The organism is Streptococcus orisasini, assembly GCF_001431045.1.
Lineage (GTDB): Bacteria > Bacillota > Bacilli > Lactobacillales > Streptococcaceae > Streptococcus > Streptococcus orisasini.
Genome location: NZ_BCLE01000046.1, coordinates 1 through 24,559, shown reverse-complemented (window position 1 = coordinate 24,559; position 24,559 = coordinate 1). Strand labels below are relative to the sequence as shown.

Below are 24,559 nucleotides of genomic sequence, written 5' to 3'. Positions count from 1 at the left end.
TCATTTTATATTAATGCCTTTCTGGTCACCACAGCAACTCCCTGCGGTGCCCAAGCAGCAATCTTTGCCTGTCCTGCCAGTCGAATCCAGCCTAAGCCGGAAAAGACAATATCCGTTTTTCCATCTACAGCAAATTCGTGTCTCAGCAGCTGCGGAAAATCTGCCAATTCTTTCTTGTCCGGCGGCGTCAAAAGTTCTCCGGCATGCTTTTCATAAAAAGCATCTGCTCCAGCTAGTTTCGTCCGGTGGAGTTTAAGATTATTGTCAAAATAAGCGGTAAACCCCTGCTTATTTCCCTGAAGAAAATCAAACCGTCCCAGACCGCCTAAAAAGAGGGTTTGTTCAGGATTAAGCTGATAGGTCTTAGGCTTGATTTCCTTTTTAGGGCTGATATACTTGAGAGCCTTAGCTGACAAATAATGCGCCATCTGATGGCGGTGAATAATGCCAGGAGTATCAAAAATATAGCTGCCATCATCCAGCGGAATTTCGATCTTATCCAGCGTCGTTCCCGGAAAACGTGAGGTAGTAATCACATCCTTGTCACCAGTAATTTCCTTAATGATGGCGTTAATCAGCGTTGACTTGCCGACATTGGTAACTCCAACCACATAAACATCACGGCCCTTGCGCAGTTTTTCAATAGCTGCAATCAAATCTTTAATGGCATAGTGATTTTGAGCACTGGTTAAAAGAACATCAAGCGGGCGAAATCCTTCTTCATGAGCCCTCTCCCTAAGCCATTGTTTCACCTTGCTGACCTTGACAGATTTCGGCAAAATGTCAGCTTTATTGCCGACCAAAAGAATATCATTGCCAGAGACAAAGCGCGGCAGGCCGGGAATGACAGAACCATTAAAATCAAAAATATCAACGACATTGACAACCAGAGCGCTGCTGTCACCCACTTCGTGCAAGAGCTTCAAAAACTCATCATCCGAAATATGAACATCGGTGATTTCATTATAATGGCGCAGCCTAAAACAGCGCTGACAATAGACTTCCCCCGTTTTCAGTCCCTTTTCCAAGGCTGATTGCGGCGTATAGCCAGCACGACTTTTTTCTTCTGTTTGAATTTGGGCTCCGCAGCCGATACAAAATAATGCTTCCACTTAAATTTCCTTTTTATAGACAAATGCACCATATTTGTCTTCAATTTTTTTCCAAACACGGCGTTCACGCGCACGATTAAATTTGGTATTCCAAGCATCTGATTCCACCAAAGGTTTCACTAGAATACTTTTAATACCGGCACGATGAGCCGCACGAATATCTGTCATCAGCTGATCCCCCACCATGACCACTTCATCTTTTGAAAAGCCATAGCGGCTGACTGCCGCGTTAATACCATGCGCAAAAGGTTTCATGGCTCGACTGACAAAGTCAACATGAAACCTCTCCACCGCACGTCTGACACGTGCATGGCTATTATTGGAGACCACAACTACCGGCATATCCGCTTCAGTCATGCTATCCAGCCAGTCGCGCAACTCCGGCGTCCCATCAGGATGATTCCAGGCAATCAGGGTATTGTCCAAATCCACAAGAACGGCCTTAATCCCGTGTTTTCGCAGGCTATCAGGGGTTAAATCATAAACAGCTTCCACCACAAAATCGGGTCGATAATTTTCAATACTCACAGACTTCTCCAAATAAAATAGTACCCTTTATTTTAACATAAAATGAAGAATAAGGCGAGGATGAAAAAGACCTGCGGCAGTCTGAAAACATGAAGAAAATGCATGAAATCTACGGTGAATGACATGCATTTTTTAATAGTTTTAGACAGACAGCATCCTAGTCCATTCTTTATACCACAATTATACCGCTCTGTTGACACATGAACCAATCCCAAAATCAACCAAAGAATCCAATAAATAAACCTCTGTAAATTTTTCAAATTTTTCCTTTGCTGGCTGCTAATAAATCTCTTACAGAAATGATGAGGACAGCCAGTATAATCAAGAGCATGCCTAAAAAATCCATGGGATAAAAAACTTCTTTCATGATCGCAGCTGAGAAAAAGATTGCAGCTATTGGCTCAATAGTCGCTAAAAGACTGCCCTTTACAGCACCAATCAGGCTAACCCCTTTTAAAAAGGCAGTATAAGCAAAAACACTGCCGACAATGATTAAGCCAAAATAAGCAAGGAGGTTATCAGCTTGAAATTGGGGATTGTATTGCCAAGACTGGGTACTTAGACCAAATACCAGACCGCCCATCAGCATGCCCAAACCAATGACCAAAAGGCTTCCCCATCGTTGAATCAACTTGATAGGCAAAAACATATAAAGGGTATAAGTCACAGCAGAAAAGAGCCCCCAAAAAAGACCAGCCGGAGTCAGAGCCAGACTTCCCAGCTGTCCATGTGTTGCTATAACAAAGGTTCCCAAAGTGGCTAAAAGAATCGCAGCAACTTCACCCAATGTCGGCAAACTGCGATCCTTAAAACAAACAACGGCCAAAACTAAAACCGGCGCCAGATATTGCAGAACAGTTGCCGTTCCAGCATTGGTATGATGGATAGCTTGCAGATAGCTAAATTGATTGAAAAGAAGGCCGCATATGCTAAAAACTAAAATTCTGCTTAATGTCTTTTTATCACTAAGCACCGTTTGGACTTGCTTAGGCTGTTTCCAAATCACAAGGGCAAGCAAGATGGTGCCTGATAAGAGCATACGCAAGGAAGTCAATAAATTAACGGAAATCCCCTGTTTCATTAAATACTGGCCTGAAACTCCTGATAAGCCCCAAGAAACAGCCGCCAGAACAACCAGAATTGTCCCATTAAATGATTTTTTCATACCTGCTTCCAATCATACGTTTTTCCTTATTGTAGCATAATTTTGCAACAAAAAATCGGCCGCAGCCGATTTTAAATTTATAATTTCGCCAATTCTTCATTAAGCAGTTTTTGTGCGACTTGTGGATTGGCCTGTCCTTTGGTGGCTTTCATGATTTGGCCGACAAGGGACTTGGCTGCATTTTTGTTGCCGCCTTTGTAGTCATTAAGAGCTTTTTCGTTGTTAACAAAGACTTCTTGGATGATTGGCAGGAGCTGAGCTGGGTCTGATATTTGAACAAGGCCAGCTGATTTGACATAGGCTTCTGCGGATCCGCCGTTTTTAGCCAAATGAAGGAAAACTTTTTTAGCTATTTTAGAGGAAATTGTTCCGTCTGCTACTAATTGCAGCATTTCTGTTAGGTTTTCAGGGGTTAAGCCGATTTGATCAATTGTTTGACCCTCTGCATTGAGGTATTGAGCAATATCTCCTTGCAGCCAGTTAGAAACAGATTTAGCATCTGCTCCTTCAGCTACTGCAGCTTCAAAGAAATCTGAAATGGCTTTTGAGCTTGTCAGCTGAACAGCATCGTAATCTGATAAGCCCAGATCATTGATATACTTGGCACGGCGTTCTTGCGGAAAAGCAGGCAGCTCTACACGTACTTTTTCAATCCACTCATCTTCAATCTCAAAGATTGGCAGATCAGGTTCTGGGAAATAACGGTAGTCGGCTGAACCTTCTTTGACACGCATCAGTACTGTTTCACCAGTTGTTTCATCATAGCGGCGCGTTTCCTGCTGAATTTGACCGCCGGAACGCAGAACTTCTGCCTGACGTTTTTCTTCATAGGCCAAACCGCGGCGAACAAAATTAAAGGAGTTCAGATTCTTCAGCTCAGTCTTAACGCCAAATTCTTTCTGTCCATAAGGACGGATAGAAATGTTGGCATCAACCCGCATGGAGCCTTCTTCCATCTTAACATCGGAAATTCCTGTGTATTGGATAATTTCTTTAAGAGCTGTTAAGTAAGCATAGGCTTCTTCAGGTGAGCGCATATCAGCTTCTGATACGATTTCAATCAAAGGAACGCCCTGACGGTTAAGATCGACATAGGAATAGCCGTCTGCACCGTGCGTATTTTTACCGGCATCTTCTTCCAAGTGGGCACGTTCAATGCGGATTTTCTTGGTGCTGCCGTCTTCTAATTCAATATCAATCCAGCCGTTGTAGCCAATAGGCTCGTCAAACTGTGAAATTTGATAGGCCTTTGGATTGTCAGGGTAGAAATAGTTTTTACGGTCAAAATGCATGCGCTGGTGAATATCCATGTTAAGCGCCAAGGCCGCCTTGATTCCATAATCAATGACCCCTTTATTCATGACAGGCAAGACGCCAGGGAAAGACCAGTCAACGATATTGGTATTAGCATTTGGATCTTCGCCAAAATGCGCCGGTGCAGGTGAGAAAATTTTAGAATTTGTTTTTAATTCAACGTGGACTTCTAATCCGATGATAGTTTCAAAATTCATTAGTTGCCACCTCCAAAAATGACTGGCTGTTGTTTATGATAATCCGTACTTGCTTCAAATGCTGCTGCTACTTGATAGATAGTTTGTTCATCAAACGGTTTTCCAATCAGCTGCATGCCGACAGGCAAACCATCAGCAAATCCGGCAGGAATAGAAATTCCTGGCAGACCGGCCAAATTCACAGGGATAGTCAAAAGGTCAGCTAGATACATGGCAACAGGATCCTGATGCTGCGAATCCAAATCATAGGCAACAGTCGGTGCTGTCGGTCCTAAAATCAAATCATAGTCCGCAAAGACTTTCTTGAAGTCTTCCATGATAAGCGTCCGCACTTGCCCTGCTTTTTTAAAGTAGGCATCATAGTAACCAGACGACAGGCTGAAGGTTCCCAGCATAATGCGGCGTTTAACTTCTTCGCCAAAGCCTTCGCTGCGGGTATTAACATAGACATCCTCAAGATTTTCATAATCTTCCGTGCGATAGCCATAACGAATTCCATCAAAACGCTGCAAGTTTGAAGATGCTTCTGATGAAGCAATAATATAGTAAACAGCAACACCATATTTACTGTGTGGCAGACTGACTTCCTCAACAACAGCGCCTAAATTTTCAAGCTGCTTAGCGGCTTTCAAAATCGTTTCTTTAACTTTTTCATCAATACCTTGGCCCACATATTCTTTAGGAAGAGCAATCTTCATTCCCTTGATGTCTTTACCGATAAACTGGGTGAAATCAGGCACTTCCACTTGTGAAGAAGTAGAATCCTTCTTATCATGACCTGAGATAACATTGAGTAACTGGGCATTTTCTTTAACGGTTTGCGAAAAAGGTCCGATTTGATCCAGTGAAGAACCAAAGGCAATCAAACCAAAGCGGGATACACGGCCGTAAGTCGGCTTAAGCCCAACAACTCCATTGAAGGCTGCAGGCTGACGAATAGAACCGCCAGTATCAGAACCAAGCGACAGACGCACCTGACCGGCAGCAACTGCCGTTGCAGAGCCGCCTGAAGAACCGCCGGCAACCTTATCCTGATTCCAAGCATTTTTTGTCAGTTTAAAGTAGGAATTTTCTGTTGAACCGCCCATGGCAAATTCATCCATGTTGGTTTTACCAACAATAATCATATCCTTGCCGTAAAGTTTTTCAACAGATGTCGCATCAAAAATTGGCTTGTAATTATAAAGCATTTTTGACGCAGCAGTGGTCAGAATATTCTTGGTTGAAATATTATCCTTAACAGCAAGCGGAATACCAGACATAACATTGTCTGCATCAATGCCTTTTTCATCAATAGCAGCGGCCTGTGCCAAGGCCTCTTCTTCTGTTACTGTGATAAAGGAGCCGACTGATTCCTCACGTTTCTTAATATCTTCCAAAGCAGACTTGGTCAATTCAAGAGCCGAAATTTCTTTGTTAACAAGAAGATCGTGCAATTCATCAATTGATTTAGTATTAAAAGTCATTAGGCGTCTCCTCCATCATCAATAATTGCCGGAACTTTAATCAAACCGTCTTCGTGCTCTGGAACATTTTTGAACAGATCATCACGGTTCCAGCCCGGTACTGAAACATCTTCGCGCATGTAGTTGATGTTGTCAGCTACATTGGAAGTAAAGGGCACACCCTCCGTGTCAACTTCATTTAGTAATTCGACCATGTCAACAATCTTAGTCAAGGTCGTTGCAAATTCCTTTGTTTCGTTATCTGAGAATTTCAACTTCGACAAATTGGCCACATGGCGAACTTCTGCTTCTGAAATCTTCATTATTTTCTCCTTAATAAAATATCACTAACTTTTTTATTTTACCATAAAACCAGCAGCTTAGTCACGCAAAGCAAGACGCAGTTCTGCCAGCTGATGCTCCCCGACAAAGCTTGGACTTTCAAGCATTGGATCAGCTCCCTGACCGTTTTTAGGAAAGGCAATAACCTCGCGGATGTTTTCTTCTCCTGCTAAAATCATGACCAAGCGGTCAAGTCCCAGAGCAAGACCTCCATGAGGCGGGAAACCATAGTCCAGAGCTTCCAGGAAGAAACCAAAATCACGCTCATAATCTTCTTTTTTCATGCCCAGCAGCTCAAACATGGCTTCTTGGGCCTTACGCTCATGGATCCGCAGACTTCCGCCGCCGATTTCATAACCGTTTAGAACGATGTCATAGGCCTTGCTCATAATCTTTTCAGGATTTTCCTGCCAGTCGCTGCCTTCTTCAAAGGCTCCCTGAGTAAAAGGATGGTGCATGGCCTGATAACGACCCAAATCATCATTCCACTCAAGCAGCGGCCAGTCAGTTACCCAGAGGAAATTCAATTTATTATTATCGATTAGACCCAAATCTTTGGCTAATCTGATACGAAGGCCTCCCAGAGCCTCTTGGACACGTCTGAGCGGACCTGTTACAAAGAAGATGAGATCTCCATCTTCAGCTGCAAATAAGTCCAGCAATTCAGCATTATGCTCCTTAAAAGTAGATTTGAGCGAACCTGTAATTTGACCATTTTCTATGGTTGCTGTCGCAAAACCGGCAACTCCGAAATCCATGACCAATTGTTTTAATCCAGCCATTTGCCGATTGGTAAAGGCCTCGGCAGCATTTTTAGCACAGATTCCCATGACAGCCCCATTTTCTTTTTTGAGGCCTTTTTGTAGAAAGAGCGACGGATTGCCTTTGGAAAATTCTGTCAGATCCTTAAGTTCCATGGCAAAACGGGTATCTGGTTTGTCAGAACCAAAGCGGCGCATAGCTTCTGCATAGGAAATTATCGGAAAATCAGCTGTCAATTCAATGCCTCTGCTGGCCTTGACTACCGCTTTGAGCATGCCTTCTACTAGCTGTCTGACATCTTCTTCGCTGACAAAGCTCATCTCCAAGTCAACCTGAGTAAATTCAGGCTGGCGGTCACCGCGCAGATCCTCGTCACGAAAGCAGCGGACAATCTGATAGTAGCGCTCAAGCCCTGCTCCCATGAGGAGTTGTTTTAACATCTGCGGGCTCTGTGGCAGAGCATAGAACTGATTTTTGAAGACGCGCGACGGTACCAAGAAATCACGGGCACCTTCCGGCGTTGATTTGGTCAAATAAGGCGTCTCAACATCAATAAAATCAGCCTGATTGAGATAATTGCGGATGGCCTGTGTGACTTGATGGCGCAGCTTCAAGTTAGCTGTCATCTTCTCACGACGCAAATCTAGATAGCGGTATTTCTGACGGATTTCCTCGCCAGCATGAGCATGATTGTCCAATTCAAAAGGCAGTGCCTTGCTGTTAGCAATAATGTCAATTTTTTCTGCCCGCAGCTCAACTTGTCCCGATTTAATATGGGGATTGACAAAGCGCTCATCGCGGGCAACGATTTCTCCTGTCACTGCTAAAATACTTTCCTTATGCAGCTCATGGAGCTTTTCAAAATCAGCAATCTGGCCATCTACAAACACCTGCAAAAGTCCTTCTCGGTCACGCAGTTCAATAAAGGCCAGCTTTCCGTGATTTCTAATATTAGCGACCCAGCCTTTAGCTGTCAATCGCTGTCCGACTTGTTCTAAACCGTAATTTCCGATAAATAATTCTTTCATGATTTCCTCTTTATTGTAACTAAAAAAGCACCACCTTCATCAAACAGACGAAGACCGTGGTGCCACTGTTATTTGTCATCAAAATTTTGATAACCTCTTGATTCGTAACGTGAATGAGACGCCTAAATTTTTAAGATAGGAGATTAAAGCATGTTCTTCGGATTCTTTTGGCTTGGCATCACTCCCAGCAACGGATGCTCTCTGGACAAACCGCAAGGCCTACTCTGCTTCTCTTCATATTTAATTTTTTACTTATTGATTATTCTATTATAGTTGCACCCAGCACATTTTGCAAGTGGTTGAGAGCAAATTGATGATTTTCTTGGTTCAAAGAAGCCACAGCCGACTCTATCACTTCAATCTGATAGCCAAGATTATAGGCATCAATAGCTGTATGCAAGACACAGATATCAGTCAGAACCCCTGTCAAAACAAGTGTATTAACGCCCCGCTCACGCAGGCGGATATCCAAATCCGTCCCTGAAAAAGCAGAATAATGACGCTTATCTAACCAAAAGACATTTTGATTAGTCTTGTGCTCTTGGTAGAAATCAGCCAGAGGACCATACAAGTCACGTCCGCTTGTTCCCTTGATATTATGAGGCGGAAAGAGCTTGGTCTCTGGATGAAAGACATCTCCTTCGTCATGACCGTCAATAGCAAAGAAAATATAGTCACCCTTGTCATAAGCAGCCTGTGTCATCTGGGCAATTCTTTCTGAAATGGCCTGAGCCGGTTTTCCCGCTGTCAGTTTGCCATCATCAGCAACAAAATCATAGGTATAATCAATTGAAATCAGTGCTTTTGCCATTAACTATAGTCCTTCAGCTTATCAAAAATACCTTCATTGATGACTTTTAAATAAGTCCCCTTCATTCCCAGTGAACGGCTTTCAATAATACCAGCACTTTCGAGTTTCCGAAGAGCATTGACGATGACGCTGCGCGTAATGCCAATGCGATCTGCAATAACCGAAGCTGTCAAGCGGCCTTCATTGCCATCAAGCTCATTGAGAATAGCTGCAACAGCCTTCATTTCTGAATAAGACAGGGTATTGATTGCCATATTGATAGCTGTTTGCTTGCGAATGGTCTCTTCAAGATTTTCGGTCTGCAAATTCAGCAACTGAATCCCTACAACCGTAGAGGCAATTTCGATCAAGATCAAATCATCATCATTGAACTCTTTGTCATTGCGCCAGATAATCAGAGAGCCCAGCCGCATACCGCCGCCGTAAATCGGAGCAATAGTTGTCAAACCGTCCGGATAGATATCCTTTGACTCGACCGGAAAAATCGTCAGTTCATTTTCAACCGACAGATTGGCCTCGGTATCATAGATCCGGCTGGCCGATTTAACATAGTCCTCAGGGAGTTTTTTTGCTTGGAAAAATTCTTCGACACGATCGGTATTAGTCTTATATTTCATCGCATAGCCGAGGATATTGCCGCTTCCATCAATAATACAAGCATTGCAGTCAATGATTTCAGCCAACTGATCTGCAATAGTATTGTAAGGCAAATCACTTTGAAGACTTTCGGCTGAGCGCTGCAAAATAGACGTAATACGCCGTGTTTTTGATAATAAATTAGCCATAAGTCACTCTTTCTTTGATAGTCAAAACTATTATAACAAAGGATTTTTTAGAATGCAAATAATTGTCAGAAAATTCCTTACTGTTTGACAACTTTTTTGAAAGCCCTTTTATTTTCGGTACTGACGGAGAAAGCGTGTCATCTTTTCTTGAATTTCAGAAAGCTCTTCAACGCGCGGTAAATAGACGATACGGAAGTGATCCGGCTCCATCCAGTTAAAGCCGCGGCCGTGAACCAGAAGTACTTTTTCCTGTTTAAGGAAATTGAGCACAAATTGTTCATCATCATCAATGCGATACATACTGCAGTCAATTTTAGGGAAAATATAAAGTCCTGCCTGCGGTTTAACAGCTGTAATTCCAGGAATCTCATTCATGGCCTTATAGATGAAATTACGCTGTTCATAAATGCGGCCTCCTGGCAGCAACAATTTGTCAATAGACTGAACACCGCCCAGGGAAGTTTGAATGACCTGCTGGGCTAAAACATTGGAACAAAGGCGCATATTAGAGAGCATATTGAGCCCTTCGATGTAGTCTTTCACATGCTTTTTAGGTCCGGACAGCACCATCCAGCCGACACGAAAACCAGCAATACGATGCGATTTTGACAGGCCGTTCATTGACACACAGAAGAGATCCGGCGCTAGGCTGGCAATAGCTATATGCTCGCCCCCATCCATAACCAAACGGTCATAAATTTCATCTGCGAAAATAATCAGGTCATTTTGTCTAGCAATTTCTACAATATCCAGCAAAATATCCTTGGAGTAGAGAGCTCCTGTAGGATTATTAGGGTTAATGATGACGATAGCTTTCGTATTCGAAGTAATTTTTGACTTGATATCATTAATATCCGGATACCAATTAGAACTTTCGTCACAAATATAGTGAACAGCATGACCGCCTGCCAGGCTGACAGAAGCCGTCCAGAGCGGATAGTCAGGCATGGGGATTAAAACTTCATCACCATCATCTAAAAGTCCCTGCATAGACATGGTAATCATTTCAGAAACCCCGTTGCCGATGTAAATATCATCCACATCAACATCAGGAATATTTTTAAGCTGACAGTACTGCATGATAGCTTTACGAGCTGAAAAGATGCCTTTTGAGTCCGAATACCCCTCGCTCTCACGTACATTCATGATCAAATCGCGAACAACCTCATCAGGAGCTGTCAGACCAAAGGCTGCCGGGTTTCCGGTATTGAGACGAAGAATTTTCTCGCCATTAGCAATCATGCGGTCAGCTTCTTCCAAGACTGGACCGCGGATGTCATAAGCAACATGTTCAAGTTTGACAGACTTATTAAATTCTCTCATCGTTTCACCTCATTGGTTACATTGGTGTCATTATTGTAGCGCATTTTAGCTAAAATCGCAATCAAACTTCTGGAGACTGCAGGCCCTAGGCATGAAACTTTTCTCACCCCTCTTGCTTTTAAGAAAAAAATATGCCATAATACAGTTACCCTCTAAAATGTTTATGGTTAACTAAAAAAGGAGTTTCATGATTATGAAAACAAAAACAGTCGCTCTAATTGCTGTAATGATTGCTATTATCATTGCTCTCGGTTTTATTCCTGGTATTCCTTTGGGCTTTATTCCTGTTCCAATTATCTTACAAAACATGGGTATTATGCTAGCAGGGGCGCTCTTAGGTTCTAAACGTGGATTTTTATGCGTCTTCATCTTTCTTTTGCTGGTCGCTCTGGGAATGCCGGTTTTATCTGGCGGATCCGGTAACATTGCGTCTTTTATGGGACCTACAGCTGGTTATCTGCTGGCTTATCCCTTTGCTGCTTTTCTGGTTGGACTCGTTACCGAAAAATTTAATCAGGCTAATGTCTTTCTAGAATTTTTGCTAATCTGGCTGGCAGGAGCCTTATTTGTAGATGTTATGGGAGCAATTGGCCTTACCATTCAGTCACATATACCTTTACATCAAGCTTTAATGGCCAATCTTGTTTTTATTCCTGGTGATACAATAAAAGTATTAATCGTGACCCTCATTCACCGCAGGTTTAAAAATTCTTCTTTCCTTCAGGCATAAGCACTGATAAAACCTTCTGGAAACTGCTTAGATATATTTTACTTTTTTTCAGAAAAGGGTTACAATATAAGTAAAAGATGAGACGGAGGGCTAGCTTATGTCTACTTATAAAAATATCATGGTTGCTATTGATGGTTCCTATGAATCTGAACTGGCTTTCGAAAAGGGCGTCAGTGTTGCTCTGAGAAACGATGCCAACCTGCTTTTGACCCATGTTGTTGATACACGCGCACTTCAAAGTGTTGCAACCTTTGATGCTTACATTTATGAAAAACTGGAACAAGAAGCTCACAGTGTTTTAGATGATTATGAAAAGCAAGCCCGTGAAAGAGGTCTGGAAAATGTCAGACAGGTTATTGAATTTGGTAATCCTAAACCTCTGTTAGCCACAGAGATTCCTAAGCGAGAAGATGTTGATCTTATCATGCTGGGGGCTACTGGTCTTAATGCCTTTGAACGGCTCCTTATCGGTTCTTCATCAGAGTACATTCTGCGCCACGCTAAGGTAGACTTGTTGGTCGTCCGTGATCCTGAAAAGACTCTGTAAGCAAAATTAAATTAGTAAAAAAACAAGCAACCATCTAACGCCGGCTGCTTGTTTTTTAAAGCTGAAAATTCTCTTCCTGCTGTTTCTTTGCAGTCAATTTAAAAATTGCTTTTACTCCTGATGTCCTTATGATTTAAGTTCGGCGCAGAGATTTTTGAATCTGACGATCCAGTTCTCTTTTTATAGCCGGCTCAGGAGCAAAATGTTCTTCCCAGTCATCTGGTTTTAAGATCTTGTGCGTTTCAGGATCAAAGTGCGCCTTGCCATCTGGAAAAATTTTTCCAATATTAGCTTCGTGCACCGTATCAAAGAAAGGCTTAGGATCCACTCCCATCAGCACAAAGGAACCGTAGGTAAAGTAAAGCAGGTCTGTCAAAGCATCTACCTGTCCAACCAAAGGTGTTTCAGGATGTGGTTTCTTCATCACCTTATCTGCTGCCTTATCAACTGCTTGGTGAAGATGCTGAACCGCCTGAGCAAAAGCTTCTTGATCACCATTGCTGGCAGCATATAAAAACTCAACGATTTCTTCTGCTTTGAAATCGGAGCGGTGCCCTCCTTCAATAATGTCATAAACCCTCGGTGTTTCGCAGGTTTCGCCATCCATCAGCTGATGGAAATCCTTGACCTTGTTGAAGTTATCATCGCTGCTGGAAAAGACCTTAGCTGTTTTATGGTGAATCAGACCAAAATGCGACAGAGCCTTGGAAATCCCGTCGTCATTATTGCTAGCGGTTGTATAACTAGCAATTTTTTTAATCTGCTCAGTTGCATTGCCCATAGCTACGCCCAGACCAACACCAGACAGCATTTCGATGTCATTGTCCGAATCGCCGAAAGCCATAACCTCAGACATTTCAATATCAAATTCTCTGGCAACGCGGGCAATTCCCTTGATTTTAGACATTCCCTTAGAAATCAAGTCAGCAGAGTAGGGGCTGCTGCGGGTAACCGTCAAATGGGGGAATTTATCAGCGATTACGTCACTTTGCTCCTTCGTCGCTACCAAAACAATTTGAAAAATGGGCTGGCGCATGATGGTCATCAGATTGCCCAGACTCTGGGGCTTTATCCGGCGAATAACATGCTTAAAGCTCCTAGTTACTGTCTTGGTCCACCTTTTAGGAATAATCCGGCTGAGCCACTGACCAAAACGGCTGGTCCCCATGTTAATGATATTAGAACCAACAAGACCTGAGCTCGTCCCCAAGGAAATGTCACGGCGCCGTTCACTAGCATACTTAATGACACGGTAAACGGTGGATTTGGGCAGCTGATTCTGATATAAAACGCGATCGCGCGTAAAAATATACTGACCGTTATAGGTAATGGCAAAGTCAAGTCCCAAATTTTCCATAAAAGGCGTAACAAAAGCAGGCCCTCTGCCGGTCGCCACACCGACAAGAATCCCTTGTTTTTTCATATTCTTAATTGCCTGCTGGGTCGATTTTTGAACATGCTTGCGATCATTCAGCAAGGTGCCATCAATATCAAAAAAAACAGCTCTGATTGCCACAGTATCACCTTTCATATCCTTCAAATTATGTTAAAATATAGTATAACACAATTTGAAAGAATTTTAAAAACGATGAAAAAAATACTTGTTTTGCATACAGGCGGAACAATCTCCATGCATGCTGACGAAAGTGGAAAAGTTGTCCCAGACAAAGACAATCCGATGAACCATGTCGGTTTCGAGCTTGATAATATCCAGATCGAATCACTTGATTTTTTTAACCTTCCCAGCCCTCATATCAAGGTCGAGCACATGCTCTTATTGGCACAAAAAATTCGCCAGACAGCCGGAAGCTATGATGGTGTTGTCATTACCCACGGAACCGATACTTTAGAAGAGACTGCTTATTTTCTTGATACTATGCTGCTGCCTGCTATTCCCATTGTGCTGACCGGTGCCATGCGGTCTTCCAATGAACTAGGGAGCGATGGTACCTACAATTACCTGTCTGCTCTGCGAGTTGCCAGTCATGATAAGGCGGCTGACAAGGGAGTGCTGGTCGTTATGAATGATGAAATTCATGCTGCCAAGTACGTCACTAAAACGCATACGACCAATGTCTCAACCTTTCAGACACCGACACACGGTCCTTTGGGAATCATCATGAAACATGATATTCTCTTTTTCAAAACTGCTGAACCGCGGGTTCGTTTTGATCTGACAGAGATTTCAGGAACTGTTCCCATTGTTAAAGCCTACGCTGGTATGGGGGATTGGCTTTTAAGCAGCCTGAACCCAAACAATATTGATGGCTTAATCGTTGAAGCACTGGGAGCCGGCAATCTGCCACCAGAAGCCGCTCAGAGTATCGTCAAATTAATCAAGCAAGGCATTCCTGTAGCGCTGGTCTCCCGCTGTTTTAACGGTATTGCAGAACCCGTCTATGCCTACGAAGGCGGCGGCGTTAAGCTGCAAGAATCTGGTGTCATGTTTGTCAAGGAATTAAACAGCCAAAAAGCTCGCCTTAAACTTCTAATCGCTCTTAACGCCGGACTCAAAGGACAGGAGCTCAGAGAATATATTGAAGGATAATAAATTTGGAGAAACTCATGAAGCTAGACATTACTGCATCAGATAAACCTAAGCAAAAAGATTTCAGCTACTCGCTGGAAATCTCAGACAAACAAATTTTAACAACTGTGCTAGTTGTCTGCGGAACAATTTTGTTTGGGACCTTTCTCAAAGGCTATTTTAAAAAGTAAATCACCTTATTAATTGTGTAAAATACCGTTTTGCCCTTTAAGTCTGACAACTAAACTTAAGGGGATTTTTAATGCACCGGCCTTCTAACTGCTGACAGTTTGTCAATACTTGCAGCTTTGTTGCACTCAAAAAGAGGCTGTAATAAACAGACTCTTTTTGACAATTAGTCACTGCTGCCCAGCCCCTTGCTAACAGTCTGCCCCTTAAGGTAGACTGTTCCCGGCACTGAGGTAGATATCATACCATTCCGGGCGGGTCAGAGCGACCTTGTTAGCGGCAGCAATTTTAGCAATACGCTTTGGATTCATAGAACCGATCACAGCCTGCATTTTCGCCGGATAGCGCAGTATCCAAGCAATGACAATTGCTTCGGCAGAAACTCCGTATTGCTGGGCATATTTGGCAATCGTCAGATTGAGATCCTGATAGTCAGGACTCTCTGAAAATAAGCCGCTGGTCAGGTCGATTTGGAAAGGCGACCAAGCCTGAATGGTGATTTGATGCAGTCGGCAGTAATCAACCGTTCCGCTGTCATGGTCAATTGCTGCGCTGTTCTTCATATTGACATTGAGCCCTGCATCAAACAGCGGAGTATGGGCAGGAGAGAGCTGCAGCTGATTAACAGCCAAAGGCTCGTCTAAATAAGCAGCCAGCAGCTCCATTTGATAACGGTTTTGATTGCTGACACCAAAATGCCTCACTTTGCCAGCTTCTTTCAGCTGCATAAACGCTTCTGCCACTTCGTCAGGTTCCATGAGAACATCTGGCCGGTGCAGCAGCAGAAAATCCAGATAATCCGTATTTAAGCGCTGTAAAATCCCATCCACAGCAGTTACAATATGCTCTTTGGAAAAATCAAAATAACCTTTTTGAATACCGCATTTTGACTGCAAAATCAGCTGGTCCCGGTTAATACCGAGATTCTTGAGTGCTGCTGCAAAACGTTTTTCAGATTCACCACCGCCATAAATATCAGCATGATCAAAAAAGTTTATCCCTTGTTCAAGAACCGCACTAATAACATGCTCGGCATCCTTTGTTTCCAAAGCTGCCATACGCATACAACCCAAAGCAATGCGTGAACCAGTTACATTCGTCTGTCCAATCTTTTGTAGCATAGACTGCCTCCTTTTTGTAATTATCTTTATTATAGCATTTTGTGTAAGCGGTTGCTTGTAAAAGTAAAAAAGACGAAGCTCTTTTCAGCTTGAAGGCAAGGTCTTTTACGGAACTTGCCAAGAAAACTTGAGCTGAGCTTCAGTCAAGAATGTCTTTTTTTCTTAGATTTTGAACCAGCAGCGTCCATCTGTCATCTTTTTGCCAGTCTTTGTCATGGACAATTTCTGCTGCAAGGCGGCGGGCTTCTTCCAAAATATTGTAGTCCTCTACGATATCAGCCACCTGAAATTCAGGAATTCCCGATTGGCGGGTGCCGAAAATTTCTCCGGAACCGCGCATTTTTAAATCTTCTTCAGCCAGAAGAAAGCCATCTGTCGTTTCAGTCATAATCCGCATGCGATCCTTTCCAGCATCTGTTTTGGGATTAGCCACTAAAATAGCATAGGACTGCTTATCGCCGCGGCCGACACGCCCGCGCAGCTGATGCAGCTGACTGAGGCCAAAGCGGTCTGCATCCATAATAATCATGATGGTGGCATTGGGTACATTGACACCGACTTCGATGACTGTTGTTGATACCAAAATATCAACAGCGCCTTTTTTAAATTCCTGCATGATAGCATCTTTTTCGTCGTTTTTCATGCGGCCGTGCATGAGAGCAATGCTGGCAGCATGGGCAAAATAATCTTTTAATTCCTTTTCCAAAGCCTTAGCATTCTTTAAATCAAGGCTTTCAGATTCTTCAATCAAGGGAGAAACAACATAAATTTGGGCGCCTTTGGCAATTTGATCTTTGACCCAAGACAGAACCTTATCCAGCTGTTCATGCTTGACCCAACGTGTCTTAATGGGTTTGCGCCCCTTTGGCAGCTCATCAATAACAGAAACGTCCATATCACCAAAAGCCGTGATGGCCAGTGTCCTAGGAATAGGGGTTGCAGTCATCATGAGAACATCCGGATTTTCTCCTTTTTCGCGGAAAAGACGCCTTTGCTTGACTCCAAATCGGTGCTGTTCATCGGTAATGACCAAACCTAGCTTATGATAATCAACACCTTCTTGAATTAAGGCGTGTGTTCCGACAATCATGTCAACAGAACCATCTGCAATGGCCGCAAGTGCTGAACGTTTGACAGCAGCCTTCATACCTGAAGTCAACAAGGCAATTGACAAATCAGGAAACAAAGCACTCAGACTATCGTAGTGCTGTTCTGCCAAAATTTCAGTCGGTACCATCAAAGCAGACTGTAAGCCAGCCGTATAAGCCGCATACATGGCAAGACTTGCAACAATGGTCTTGCCAGAGCCAACATCTCCCTGTAAAAGACGGTTCATATGGGCACCGGAAGCCATATCTGCCAGTATTTCTTTCAGACTGCGCTTTTGAGCATTTGTCAAAGGAAAGGGCAGAGCATCTATTTTTGCAGCTACCTTGTCTTGGTCATAAGAAATAACCAAACCGTTTGACTCCGATTTATTAGCTGCTTTAAGCATTTGCAGATTAAGCTGGAAATAAAAGAGCTCTTCAAATTTAATACGTCGAAGCGCCTGACGGTACTCTGCCAAATCTTTGGGAAAATGCATGGCCCGTGTCGCCGTCTTTCGATCCAATAAACGGTACTTATCCAGCAAAAGCTGCGGAAGATTTTCTGGCAGGCAATCTGCATAACCTGAGTCAAAAGCTGATTTGATGGCCTTAACCAGCGCAGCCTGTGAGATACCTTGGGCAACATGGTAAACAGGCTGCATGTCATCAGCTACCTGGGCTAAAATTTTAATGCCTGTCAAGGAAGACTTGGCCTGATTCCATTTACCAAAAATGGCAATTTCCTGATCAATTTCCACCTTATCCTGCAAATAGGGCTGATTGAAAAAAGACACAGCAATGATGGCTTCTCCCTGCTTGATTTTAAAAGACAGACGATTGCGCTTAAAGCCATAATACTGAACATTTGGCGGAGTCACTACTCTTCCTGTAACAACTGCTTTTTCCCCATCCAGCAAATCAAAGATAGATTTTGCCTTAAAATCTTCATAGCGGAAAGGATAGTAGAGCAGCAGATCTTCGATTGTATAAATGTCTAATTTGTGGAATTTTTCTGCAGACTTAGGACCTAACCCCTTTAAAGCTGCAATTGATGATTGTAAGTCCATAAGCACCCTTCCAAGTTTTTTTCTATTATAACAAAAGCAGCAGATTTTCAACAAATTTCAAGGCTGGTCAAAAAATCTAAGAAAAAGGAAAGGCAGCATGACTACATAGCAATCACGCCTATCCTTTCCAAATTCATTTGTCTAAAATCATTGCCAGAAAAAACAGCGCTTCAATCAGCTTTCTAGATTGTATTTTCTGGGAACGCGGTCGCTAATCAAGCAAAGAACCTCATAATTAATTGTTCCGCGCTTGTCAGCAACATCAGTCGCCGAAATACTCTCACTTCCATCTTGACCGATCAGAGTCACCTTGGTTCCTAAATGATAGCGCTTAGGCAGACGAATGGTAATTTGATCCATGGACACACGTCCGACAATTTCACAATACTGACCATCTACCAATACTTTAAAGCCTTGCAAGTCTCTCGTCCAGCCATCTGCGTAGCCAATAGGCACTGTTCCGATTATTTCACCTTGATTAGCCGTATAAGTAGCGCCATAACCGATGGTATCTCCGGCATTTACCTCTTTGACCTGAACCAAAAGCGATGTCAAGTCTAGCGCTGGCTTGAGCGGATAAGGAAGCTCAAGCGCCTGACCGCTTGGATTTAAGCCATACATCACAATTCCTAAACGGACAGCATTCATAACCGTATCACTGTGCCAAATGCTGGTAGCCGAATTGGAGGCATGGACAATTGGCGGCTTATTGTCTAAGTTTTCAACGATCTCTTTAAATTTTTGCAGCTGCTGTTTAAATTTATCATCAGAAGCTTCGTCAGCTGTTGCAAAATGGGTAAAAATCCCTTCAACTACTGCTCCTGCTTCCTCTAAACCGGCAATAAGCTGATTAGCTTCTGCCAGACTTCTGACACCGATTCTGCCCATGCCGGAGTCAACCTTAACGTGCACAGACAATCCTTTTAAATCAATTTTTTTAGCCTTAGCTTCCTGCAGCCACTCTGAATCAGCAACTGTAATGGTAATGCATTCACGTTTTGCCAGGTCTGCTTCTTCAGGTAAAATAACCCCTAAAATCAGAATGAAATCTTTCAAACCAGCCTGACGCAGCTCAAGCGCCTCATCTAAATTGGACACACAAAAGCCATCTACCTGATTTTGAATGGCCTTCGCCACTGGCACAGCACCATGACCGTAAGCATTGGCTTTTACAACGGCAAAGGTTTTGACGCCCTTGCCAATATGACTTTGAACTTGTTTGATATTAAAAGCAATACGGTCTAGATGAACATGGGCCGTTGTTGGACGATGATAGCTAGCAATCATGATTCTTCCTCCAAAATAACACTGGCCTCAACAAAATTCCCTGAATGAGAAATGCTGATAAAAATCTTTCCAGAAAAAGGCGCTTTGGTAAAGATGGGCGCTCCTTTTTCGTTGGTCAAAATTTCCAAATCCAGAAAACGCAAAACCCCAATACCACTGCCGTAAGCCTTGGAAAAAGCCTCCTTAGCGGCCCAGCGGCCAGCCAAATATTCCATTTGGCGCCTGCCCTTTAACTGTGAAAAAATTTCTAATTCTTTCACAGTCAGTACCTTAGCAGCAAAACGGCTGCTTTTTTCATAAGCCTTTTGGACAGCGCTTATATCTTGCAGATCAATTCCGTGTCCTATTATCATAATATCTTTCTAAAAGAGACTGGGACAGGGTCTCCAATCTCTTAATCATTATCACTTTAACATACAGCAGGATAAGCTCGAACAAGCTCCCTGACCTTTTAGAATCTTAACACAAGCTTTGCTTGAAATCAGGCAAGCCGCCTATTTGTTTTTTAAGGTGTCATAGATCTCATGCACCAATTGTTCGGTGTTGTCCCAGCCCAGACATGGATCTGTAATTGATTTTCCAAAAACTTCCGGCTCATCCTGACGGCCGTCTTCTAAGTAGGATTCAATCATAAAGCCGCGGACATACTTATTAATCTTGTCGTTCCAGTCACGGTTGATAAGTGTATGGCGAACAATTCGCACCTGCTCCAAATAGTTCTTCCCTGAATTGTCATGATTGGTATCAATGACAATAAAAGGATAGGACAGCCCCATATCTTCATATTGGTCAATCAGTTTTAAAAGGATGTCATAGTAATAATTAGGCTCGTATTCACCATGTTCATTGCTGCCGCCGCGCAGGATGACATGGGCTAAAGGATTGCCATCGGTTTCCACTTCAGCACCATTGTAAATAAAGTTCTGCGAACTTTGGGCTGCATGAATGGCATTCAGCATCACCTTGAGATTGCCGGAGGTCGGATTTTTCATTCCTGTCGGAACATCAATTCCGGAAGCCACAAAACGATGTTCTTGGTCTTCAACCGAACGGGCACCGACAGCATGGTAGGAAACCAAATCATCAACTAAGACAAGATTGGATGGATAAAGCATCTCATCAGCCGTTGTCAGTCCTGTCTCAGTAATGACACGGTAGTGAAGATTACGAACCGCATGAATGCCATTGATAAGATCCGGCAGCTTAGAACTGTTAGGCTGATGGATAAGCCCTTTATAACCATCACCATTGGTGCGAGGCTTAGCCGTATAGACACGCATGACAATAAAGATACGATCTTTTACTTCTTCTTGAAGCTTTGCTAAACGATGTGCATATTCCAGCACCGCTTCTTCATTGTCAGATGAACAAGGACCCATGACCAAAAGGATACGGTCATCTTCTCCTTTAATAATCTTAGCCAGCTCAGCGTCACGCGCTAGTTTTCTAGCTAAATCCTCATCTTTTAGCTGTGTGTCTTTTTTAATTTTAGAAATATCTATAGTTGTACTTTTTTGATGAATGCCCATTTTATTTTCCTAAGGTGTCATAGATTTCATGAACCAATTGCTTGGTGTTGTCCCAGCCCAGACATGGATCTGTAATTGATTTTCCGAAGACTTCCGGTTCGTTTTGACGGCCGTCTTCTAAGTAAGACTCAATCATAAAACCGCGGACATATTTATTAATCTTGTCATTCCAGTCACGGTTGATAAGAGTCTGACGAACAATTCGGACTTGCTCCAAATAGTTCTTCCCTGAATTATCATGGTTGGTATCGATAACGATGAAAGGATTTTCCAGTCCCATTTTTTCATATTGTTCGATGGTATCCAAAACATTATCGTAGTAGTAATTTGGAATATTTTTGCCATATTCATTAACGCCGCCGCGCAAAATAACATGGGCCAAAGGATTGCCACTGGTTTCGACTTCTTCTCCATTAAAGAGAAAAGATTGTTTATTTTGAGCCGCATAAATACCGTTAAACATAATATTCAGATTACCGGATGTTGGATTTTTCATCCCTGTCGGAACATCAATTCCGGAAGCTACAAAGCGGTGCTGCTGATCCTCAACCGAACGAGCACCAACTGCTATGTAAGATACTAAATCCTCAATCAAAGGCAGGTTTTCAGGATAGAGCATTTCATCTGCCGTTGTCATTCCAGTTTCTGTAATGACACGGTAATGAAGGTTGCGAACAGCCATAATCCCATTAATCAGGCTCGGTGCCTCTCCTGTATTAGGTTGGTGCACCATTCCCTTATAACCGTCACCATTAGTGCGAGGTTTAGCCGTATAAACACGCATGACCATAAATACACGATCTTTTACTTCTTCCTGCAGTTTTGCTAAGCGCTTAGCATACTCAAGAACAGCTTCTTCATTATCTGAAGAGCAGGGACCAATAACTAAAAGCAGACGATCATCTTCTCCTTTAATGATTGCTTCCAACTCACGGTCGCGAGCTTCTTTTTTAGCTAGAGCTTCACCTGTCAGTTGTGATAGGCTACGAACTTCTTCGACATTAATTTTATCACTGGTTGCTTTAAAAGACATCCTTATTCTCCCACTTTTTTAAAATCGTTTACGGCCATGACAATTCTTAAATTTCTTGCCCGAACCGCATGGACACTTATCATTGCGGCCGACACCCTTAAAAATAGAATCTTGTTGGGCCACTGCTTGGGACTGGGCTGCAATATTTTGTTCAGCCGTTGTCCTACTTTCAACCTCTTTTTCACGTTCCTGTTCATGAATTTGAGCTTTCATCATCGTACGAGTCACATCAAATTCAATCGCACCAATCATGTCTTGGAACATTCTAAAACCTTCAGATTGGTATTCAACAATAGGATTATTCTGTGCATAGCCGCGCAAACCAACAGAACTGCGCAATTGATCCAAAGCATCAATATGATCAGTCCATTTGTTGTCCACAACCATCAAAATCAGCACCTTTTGGAACTCTCGAACAGCTTCTTCATCGCGAAGTTTGGCAATTTGACGGTCATAGTTTTTCAAAGCTGCATCATAAAGCAAATCCTTAATGTCATCATACTTCAAATCTTCGATATCATGTAAATTGATAGAATCTTCAGGAAGCAGATTGGTTTTAGCAAAATTAAGAATTGCCTCGAGACTTTCTTTACGATCCAAGCGGCTGTGAGAGTCTACAGTCCGACTAATTGTCCGTTTAATCATAGCCTTGATTTCTGGAGCAAGGTCTCGCTCAGCAGTAATAACGTCGTAACGTTCGGCATAGATAATTTCGCGCTGCTCACGCATGACATCATCGTATTGAAGGACTTGTTTCCGCGTGTCATAGTTATTACCTTCAACTCGTTTTTGAGCAGACTCAACTTGATTGGTCAGCATGCGTGATTTAATAACCACATCGCTGTCTTCTTCAATAAAGCGATCAAGGAATGCCTTGATACGTTCCGAACCAAAACGGCGCATCAATTCATCTTCCAGCGAAAGGTAAAATTGAGATTCTCCCGGATCTCCCTGACGTCCTGAACGACCGCGCAGCTGATTATCAATCCGGCGGCTTTCGTGGCGTTCCGTACCGATAACACAAAGGCCTCCGAGTTCGCGCACACCTTCACCAAGCTTAATATCTGTTCCGCGGCCGGCCATATTGGTCGCGATAGTAACAGCGCCGCGCTGACCAGCATTCATAATAATCTGAGCTTCTTTAAAGTGATTTTTAGCATTAAGAACTTCGTGGGGAACACCTGCTTGCACCAGCATTTTTGAGATAAGGTCTGAGGTTTCAACCGCTACAGTACCAACCAAGACAGGCTGACCTTTTTCATGGCGAGCTTTGACATCAGCAACAACTGCTTTAAATTTGGAATCAAGTGTTGGATAGAGCAAATCATGATGATCAATACGAGCCACCGGACGGTTAGTTGGAATCGGAATAATGCGCATGTTATAGATTTCACGAAATTCCTCTTCTTCTGTCTTAGCCGTACCAGTCATACCTGCCAGCTTCTTGTACATCCGAAACATATTTTGATAGGTAATCGAAGCACTTGTCTTAGACTCATCTTGAATCGGAACACCTTCTTTGGCTTCGATAGCCTGATGGAGACCGTCAGAAAAGCGGCGGCCTTCCATTGTACGCCCTGTAAATTGATCAACAATAAGAATTTCTTGATCTTCACTAACCACATAATCAATATCAAGCAGCATAATGTAATTAGCTCGCAGAGCATTGTCAATATAGTGGGTCAGAGCCACATTTTCAATATCATAGAGATTTTCCAAATTGAAATAAGCTTCTGCCTTATCAATTCCAGAATCTTTAAGACCGATGGTTTTCGTCGGTGTATCAATAGCATAGTCATCTTCTGATAGAGTTTTTACAAAACTATCCGCACGATGGTAGAGCTGATTGGTTTCTGTGCTAACCGGTCCTGAAACAATCAGCGGGGTTCTCGCTTCATCAATCAAAACCGAGTCTACCTCATCGACCAGCGCAAAATTAAGAGGCCGCTGCACCATGTTTTCTTTACGAACCACCATGTTATCACGCAGATAGTCAAAGCCGATTTCTGCATTGGTCGAATAAGTAATATCGCAGTTGTAAGCTTCGCGCTTTTCAGATGATGACTTGGCTGCCAGATTAATACCGACAGACAGTCCCAACCATGAATAAAGTTCTCCCATTTCAGTCGCATCACGGGTCGCCAGATATTCATTGACCGTTACAACATGAACACCTTCGCCAGCCAATGCATTAAGGTAAACAGGCATGGTTGCTGTCAGGGTTTTTCCTTCCCCTGTACGCATTTCGGGAACATCACCATGGTGAAGAACCACTCCTCCCATAATCTGTACACGATAAGGATAGAGCCCCAAGACACGCCTTGAAGCTTCACGGACAACAGCAAAAGCCTCAGGAAGCAGAGCATCCAGAGATTCACCATTTTGATAGCGCCTTTTGAATTCGTCTGTTTTAGCTTGAAGCTCTTCATCAGCAAGAGCTTCCATTTCATCAGCATAACTTTCAACTTTTTTTGCTATTTTTGTTAATTTTCTAACTTCGCCTTTATCATTTTCAATGATAGTGCGTAGAATATTTGCCATCTTTAATCCTTTCGATAGTGTTATCGTTTTATTTTATCACAAATAAAGCTCATGTTCAAGAATTCCATGGAGCTGTTTCACGCCTCAT

Annotated in this window: 22 protein-coding genes; 4 read left to right on the top strand and 18 right to left on the bottom strand. The window is 42.9% G+C overall.

Translation table 11 applies throughout. From position 1 onward, the window contains the following. Positions 1–5 precede the first annotated feature (5 nt). The 10 genes from yqeH to SCSH_RS09865 form a co-directional block, all read right to left on the bottom strand. A complete protein-coding gene (yqeH, locus tag SCSH_RS09910) occupies positions 6–1,112 on the bottom strand; it encodes a ribosome biogenesis GTPase YqeH (RefSeq protein WP_057491745.1) in 1,107 nt (368 codons plus the stop codon). Then, a complete protein-coding gene (locus SCSH_RS09905) occupies positions 1,113–1,640 on the bottom strand; it encodes a YqeG family HAD IIIA-type phosphatase (protein ID WP_057491744.1) in 528 nt (175 codons plus the stop codon). Between the two features lie 256 nt (positions 1,641–1,896). Continuing rightward, positions 1,897–2,805 carry a DMT family transporter gene (locus SCSH_RS09900; protein WP_057491743.1) on the bottom strand — a complete coding sequence of 303 codons (909 nt, stop codon included), beginning with the start codon at positions 2,803–2,805 and terminating at the stop codon, positions 1,897–1,899. Positions 2,806–2,882: 77 nt separating this feature from the next. Continuing rightward, the gene (gatB, locus tag SCSH_RS09895; RefSeq protein WP_057491742.1) at positions 2,883–4,316 is read right to left on the bottom strand and encodes an Asp-tRNA(Asn)/Glu-tRNA(Gln) amidotransferase subunit GatB; all 1,434 of its coding nucleotides are present in this window, start codon (positions 4,314–4,316) and stop codon (positions 2,883–2,885) included. Continuing rightward, a complete protein-coding gene (gene gatA, locus SCSH_RS09890; RefSeq protein ID WP_057491741.1) occupies positions 4,316–5,782 on the bottom strand; it encodes an Asp-tRNA(Asn)/Glu-tRNA(Gln) amidotransferase subunit GatA in 1,467 nt (488 codons plus the stop codon). The genes gatB and gatA overlap by 1 nt, the downstream gene beginning before the upstream one ends. Next, positions 5,782–6,084 carry an Asp-tRNA(Asn)/Glu-tRNA(Gln) amidotransferase subunit GatC gene (gene gatC, locus SCSH_RS09885; protein ID WP_057491740.1) on the bottom strand — a complete coding sequence of 101 codons (303 nt, stop codon included), beginning with the start codon at positions 6,082–6,084 and terminating at the stop codon, positions 5,782–5,784. The genes gatA and gatC overlap by 1 nt, the downstream gene beginning before the upstream one ends. A 57-nt stretch (positions 6,085–6,141) precedes the next feature. After that, complete coding sequence (aspS, locus tag SCSH_RS09880; RefSeq protein ID WP_057491739.1) at positions 6,142–7,893, bottom strand: aspartate--tRNA ligase; 1,752 nt, start codon at positions 7,891–7,893, stop codon at positions 6,142–6,144. Positions 7,894–8,152: 259 nt separating this feature from the next. Further along, a complete protein-coding gene (locus SCSH_RS09875; protein ID WP_057491738.1) occupies positions 8,153–8,704 on the bottom strand; it encodes a cysteine hydrolase family protein in 552 nt (183 codons plus the stop codon). Further along, positions 8,704–9,489: a GTP-sensing pleiotropic transcriptional regulator CodY gene (codY, locus tag SCSH_RS09870; protein ID WP_057491737.1), complete on the bottom strand. Its 786-nt coding sequence runs from the start codon at positions 9,487–9,489 to the stop codon at positions 8,704–8,706. Before codY ends, SCSH_RS09875 begins: the two co-directional genes overlap by 1 nt. A 108-nt stretch (positions 9,490–9,597) precedes the next feature. Further along, positions 9,598–10,812, bottom strand: coding sequence for a pyridoxal phosphate-dependent aminotransferase (locus SCSH_RS09865; protein ID WP_057491736.1), 1,215 nt, complete (start codon positions 10,810–10,812; stop codon positions 9,598–9,600). A 193-nt stretch (positions 10,813–11,005) separates the two neighbouring features. On the opposite strand from SCSH_RS09865, the gene SCSH_RS09860 reads away from it, so the two are divergent. Continuing rightward, positions 11,006–11,542: a biotin transporter BioY gene (locus tag SCSH_RS09860; RefSeq protein WP_057491735.1), complete on the top strand. Its 537-nt coding sequence runs from the start codon at positions 11,006–11,008 to the stop codon at positions 11,540–11,542. Between the two features lie 97 nt (positions 11,543–11,639). After that, on the top strand, positions 11,640–12,089 hold the full coding sequence (locus SCSH_RS09855) for a universal stress protein (RefSeq protein ID WP_057491734.1): 450 nt from the start codon (positions 11,640–11,642) through the stop codon (positions 12,087–12,089). 133 nt (positions 12,090–12,222) lie between these two features. On the opposite strand, the gene SCSH_RS09850 is transcribed toward SCSH_RS09855, so the two are convergent. Further along, on the bottom strand, positions 12,223–13,605 hold the full coding sequence (locus SCSH_RS09850) for a Cof-type HAD-IIB family hydrolase (RefSeq protein ID WP_057491763.1): 1,383 nt from the start codon (positions 13,603–13,605) through the stop codon (positions 12,223–12,225). Between the two features lie 72 nt (positions 13,606–13,677). Here SCSH_RS09850 and SCSH_RS09845 point away from each other — a divergent pair, with 72 nt between their 5' ends. Both SCSH_RS09845 and SCSH_RS11275 read left to right on the top strand, forming a co-directional pair. Then, positions 13,678–14,637 (top strand): asparaginase, encoded by a 960-nt coding sequence (locus tag SCSH_RS09845; protein WP_057491733.1) that lies wholly within the window; start codon positions 13,678–13,680, stop codon positions 14,635–14,637. A gap of 17 nt (positions 14,638–14,654) precedes the next feature. Further along, the gene (locus SCSH_RS11275; protein ID WP_193743703.1) at positions 14,655–14,807 is read left to right on the top strand and encodes a hypothetical protein; all 153 of its coding nucleotides are present in this window, start codon (positions 14,655–14,657) and stop codon (positions 14,805–14,807) included. Positions 14,808–15,011: 204 nt separating this feature from the next. Here the strand turns inward: SCSH_RS11275 and SCSH_RS09840 are convergent, their stop codons facing one another. The 7 genes from SCSH_RS09840 to secA form a co-directional block, all read right to left on the bottom strand. After that, positions 15,012–15,926: an aldo/keto reductase gene (locus tag SCSH_RS09840; protein WP_057491732.1), complete on the bottom strand. Its 915-nt coding sequence runs from the start codon at positions 15,924–15,926 to the stop codon at positions 15,012–15,014. A gap of 139 nt (positions 15,927–16,065) precedes the next feature. Continuing rightward, complete coding sequence (gene recG / locus SCSH_RS09835; protein WP_057491731.1) at positions 16,066–18,081, bottom strand: ATP-dependent DNA helicase RecG; 2,016 nt, start codon at positions 18,079–18,081, stop codon at positions 16,066–16,068. 174 nt (positions 18,082–18,255) lie between these two features. Beyond that, positions 18,256–19,368: an alanine racemase gene (gene alr / locus SCSH_RS09830; protein ID WP_057491730.1), complete on the bottom strand. Its 1,113-nt coding sequence runs from the start codon at positions 19,366–19,368 to the stop codon at positions 18,256–18,258. Then, on the bottom strand, positions 19,365–19,721 hold the full coding sequence (acpS, locus tag SCSH_RS09825; RefSeq protein ID WP_057491729.1) for a holo-ACP synthase: 357 nt from the start codon (positions 19,719–19,721) through the stop codon (positions 19,365–19,367). Before acpS ends, alr begins: the two co-directional genes overlap by 4 nt. Before the next feature lie 141 nt (positions 19,722–19,862). Then, complete coding sequence (locus tag SCSH_RS09820; RefSeq protein ID WP_057491728.1) at positions 19,863–20,897, bottom strand: 3-deoxy-7-phosphoheptulonate synthase; 1,035 nt, start codon at positions 20,895–20,897, stop codon at positions 19,863–19,865. A gap of 1 nt (position 20,898) precedes the next feature. Then, positions 20,899–21,930, bottom strand: coding sequence for a 3-deoxy-7-phosphoheptulonate synthase (locus tag SCSH_RS09815; protein WP_057491727.1), 1,032 nt, complete (start codon positions 21,928–21,930; stop codon positions 20,899–20,901). A gap of 18 nt (positions 21,931–21,948) precedes the next feature. Then, complete coding sequence (gene secA, locus SCSH_RS09810) at positions 21,949–24,471, bottom strand: preprotein translocase subunit SecA (RefSeq protein WP_057491726.1); 2,523 nt, start codon at positions 24,469–24,471, stop codon at positions 21,949–21,951. Positions 24,472–24,559 lie beyond the last annotated feature (88 nt).

What these genes read in the sequence shown, in the direction of transcription:
- acpS (WP_057491729.1), bottom strand. Translation starts at nt 19,721, where the DNA reads ATGATAATAGGACACGGAATTGATCTGCAAGATATAAGCGCTGTCCAA.
- SCSH_RS09855 (WP_057491734.1), top strand. Translation starts at nt 11,640, where the DNA reads ATGTCTACTTATAAAAATATCATGGTTGCTATTGATGGTTCCTATGAA.
- SCSH_RS09875 (WP_057491738.1), bottom strand. Translation starts at nt 8,704, where the DNA reads ATGGCAAAAGCACTGATTTCAATTGATTATACCTATGATTTTGTTGCT.
- codY (WP_057491737.1), bottom strand. Translation starts at nt 9,489, where the DNA reads ATGGCTAATTTATTATCAAAAACACGGCGTATTACGTCTATTTTGCAG.
- SCSH_RS09845 (WP_057491733.1), top strand. Translation starts at nt 13,678, where the DNA reads ATGAAAAAAATACTTGTTTTGCATACAGGCGGAACAATCTCCATGCAT.
- alr (WP_057491730.1), bottom strand. Translation starts at nt 19,368, where the DNA reads ATGATTGCTAGCTATCATCGTCCAACAACGGCCCATGTTCATCTAGAC.
- gatC (WP_057491740.1), bottom strand. Translation starts at nt 6,084, where the DNA reads ATGAAGATTTCAGAAGCAGAAGTTCGCCATGTGGCCAATTTGTCGAAG.
- SCSH_RS09860 (WP_057491735.1), top strand. Translation starts at nt 11,006, where the DNA reads ATGAAAACAAAAACAGTCGCTCTAATTGCTGTAATGATTGCTATTATC.
- SCSH_RS09865 (WP_057491736.1), bottom strand. Translation starts at nt 10,812, where the DNA reads ATGAGAGAATTTAATAAGTCTGTCAAACTTGAACATGTTGCTTATGAC.
- secA (WP_057491726.1), bottom strand. Translation starts at nt 24,471, where the DNA reads ATGGCAAATATTCTACGCACTATCATTGAAAATGATAAAGGCGAAGTT.
- recG (WP_057491731.1), bottom strand. Translation starts at nt 18,081, where the DNA reads ATGGACTTACAATCATCAATTGCAGCTTTAAAGGGGTTAGGTCCTAAG.
- SCSH_RS09820 (WP_057491728.1), bottom strand. Translation starts at nt 20,897, where the DNA reads ATGGGCATTCATCAAAAAAGTACAACTATAGATATTTCTAAAATTAAA.
- aspS (WP_057491739.1), bottom strand. Translation starts at nt 7,893, where the DNA reads ATGAAAGAATTATTTATCGGAAATTACGGTTTAGAACAAGTCGGACAG.
- SCSH_RS11275 (WP_193743703.1), top strand. Translation starts at nt 14,655, where the DNA reads ATGAAGCTAGACATTACTGCATCAGATAAACCTAAGCAAAAAGATTTC.
- SCSH_RS09900 (WP_057491743.1), bottom strand. Translation starts at nt 2,805, where the DNA reads ATGAAAAAATCATTTAATGGGACAATTCTGGTTGTTCTGGCGGCTGTT.
- gatA (WP_057491741.1), bottom strand. Translation starts at nt 5,782, where the DNA reads ATGACTTTTAATACTAAATCAATTGATGAATTGCACGATCTTCTTGTT.
- SCSH_RS09840 (WP_057491732.1), bottom strand. Translation starts at nt 15,926, where the DNA reads ATGCTACAAAAGATTGGACAGACGAATGTAACTGGTTCACGCATTGCT.
- gatB (WP_057491742.1), bottom strand. Translation starts at nt 4,316, where the DNA reads ATGAATTTTGAAACTATCATCGGATTAGAAGTCCACGTTGAATTAAAA.
- SCSH_RS09815 (WP_057491727.1), bottom strand. Translation starts at nt 21,930, where the DNA reads ATGTCTTTTAAAGCAACCAGTGATAAAATTAATGTCGAAGAAGTTCGT.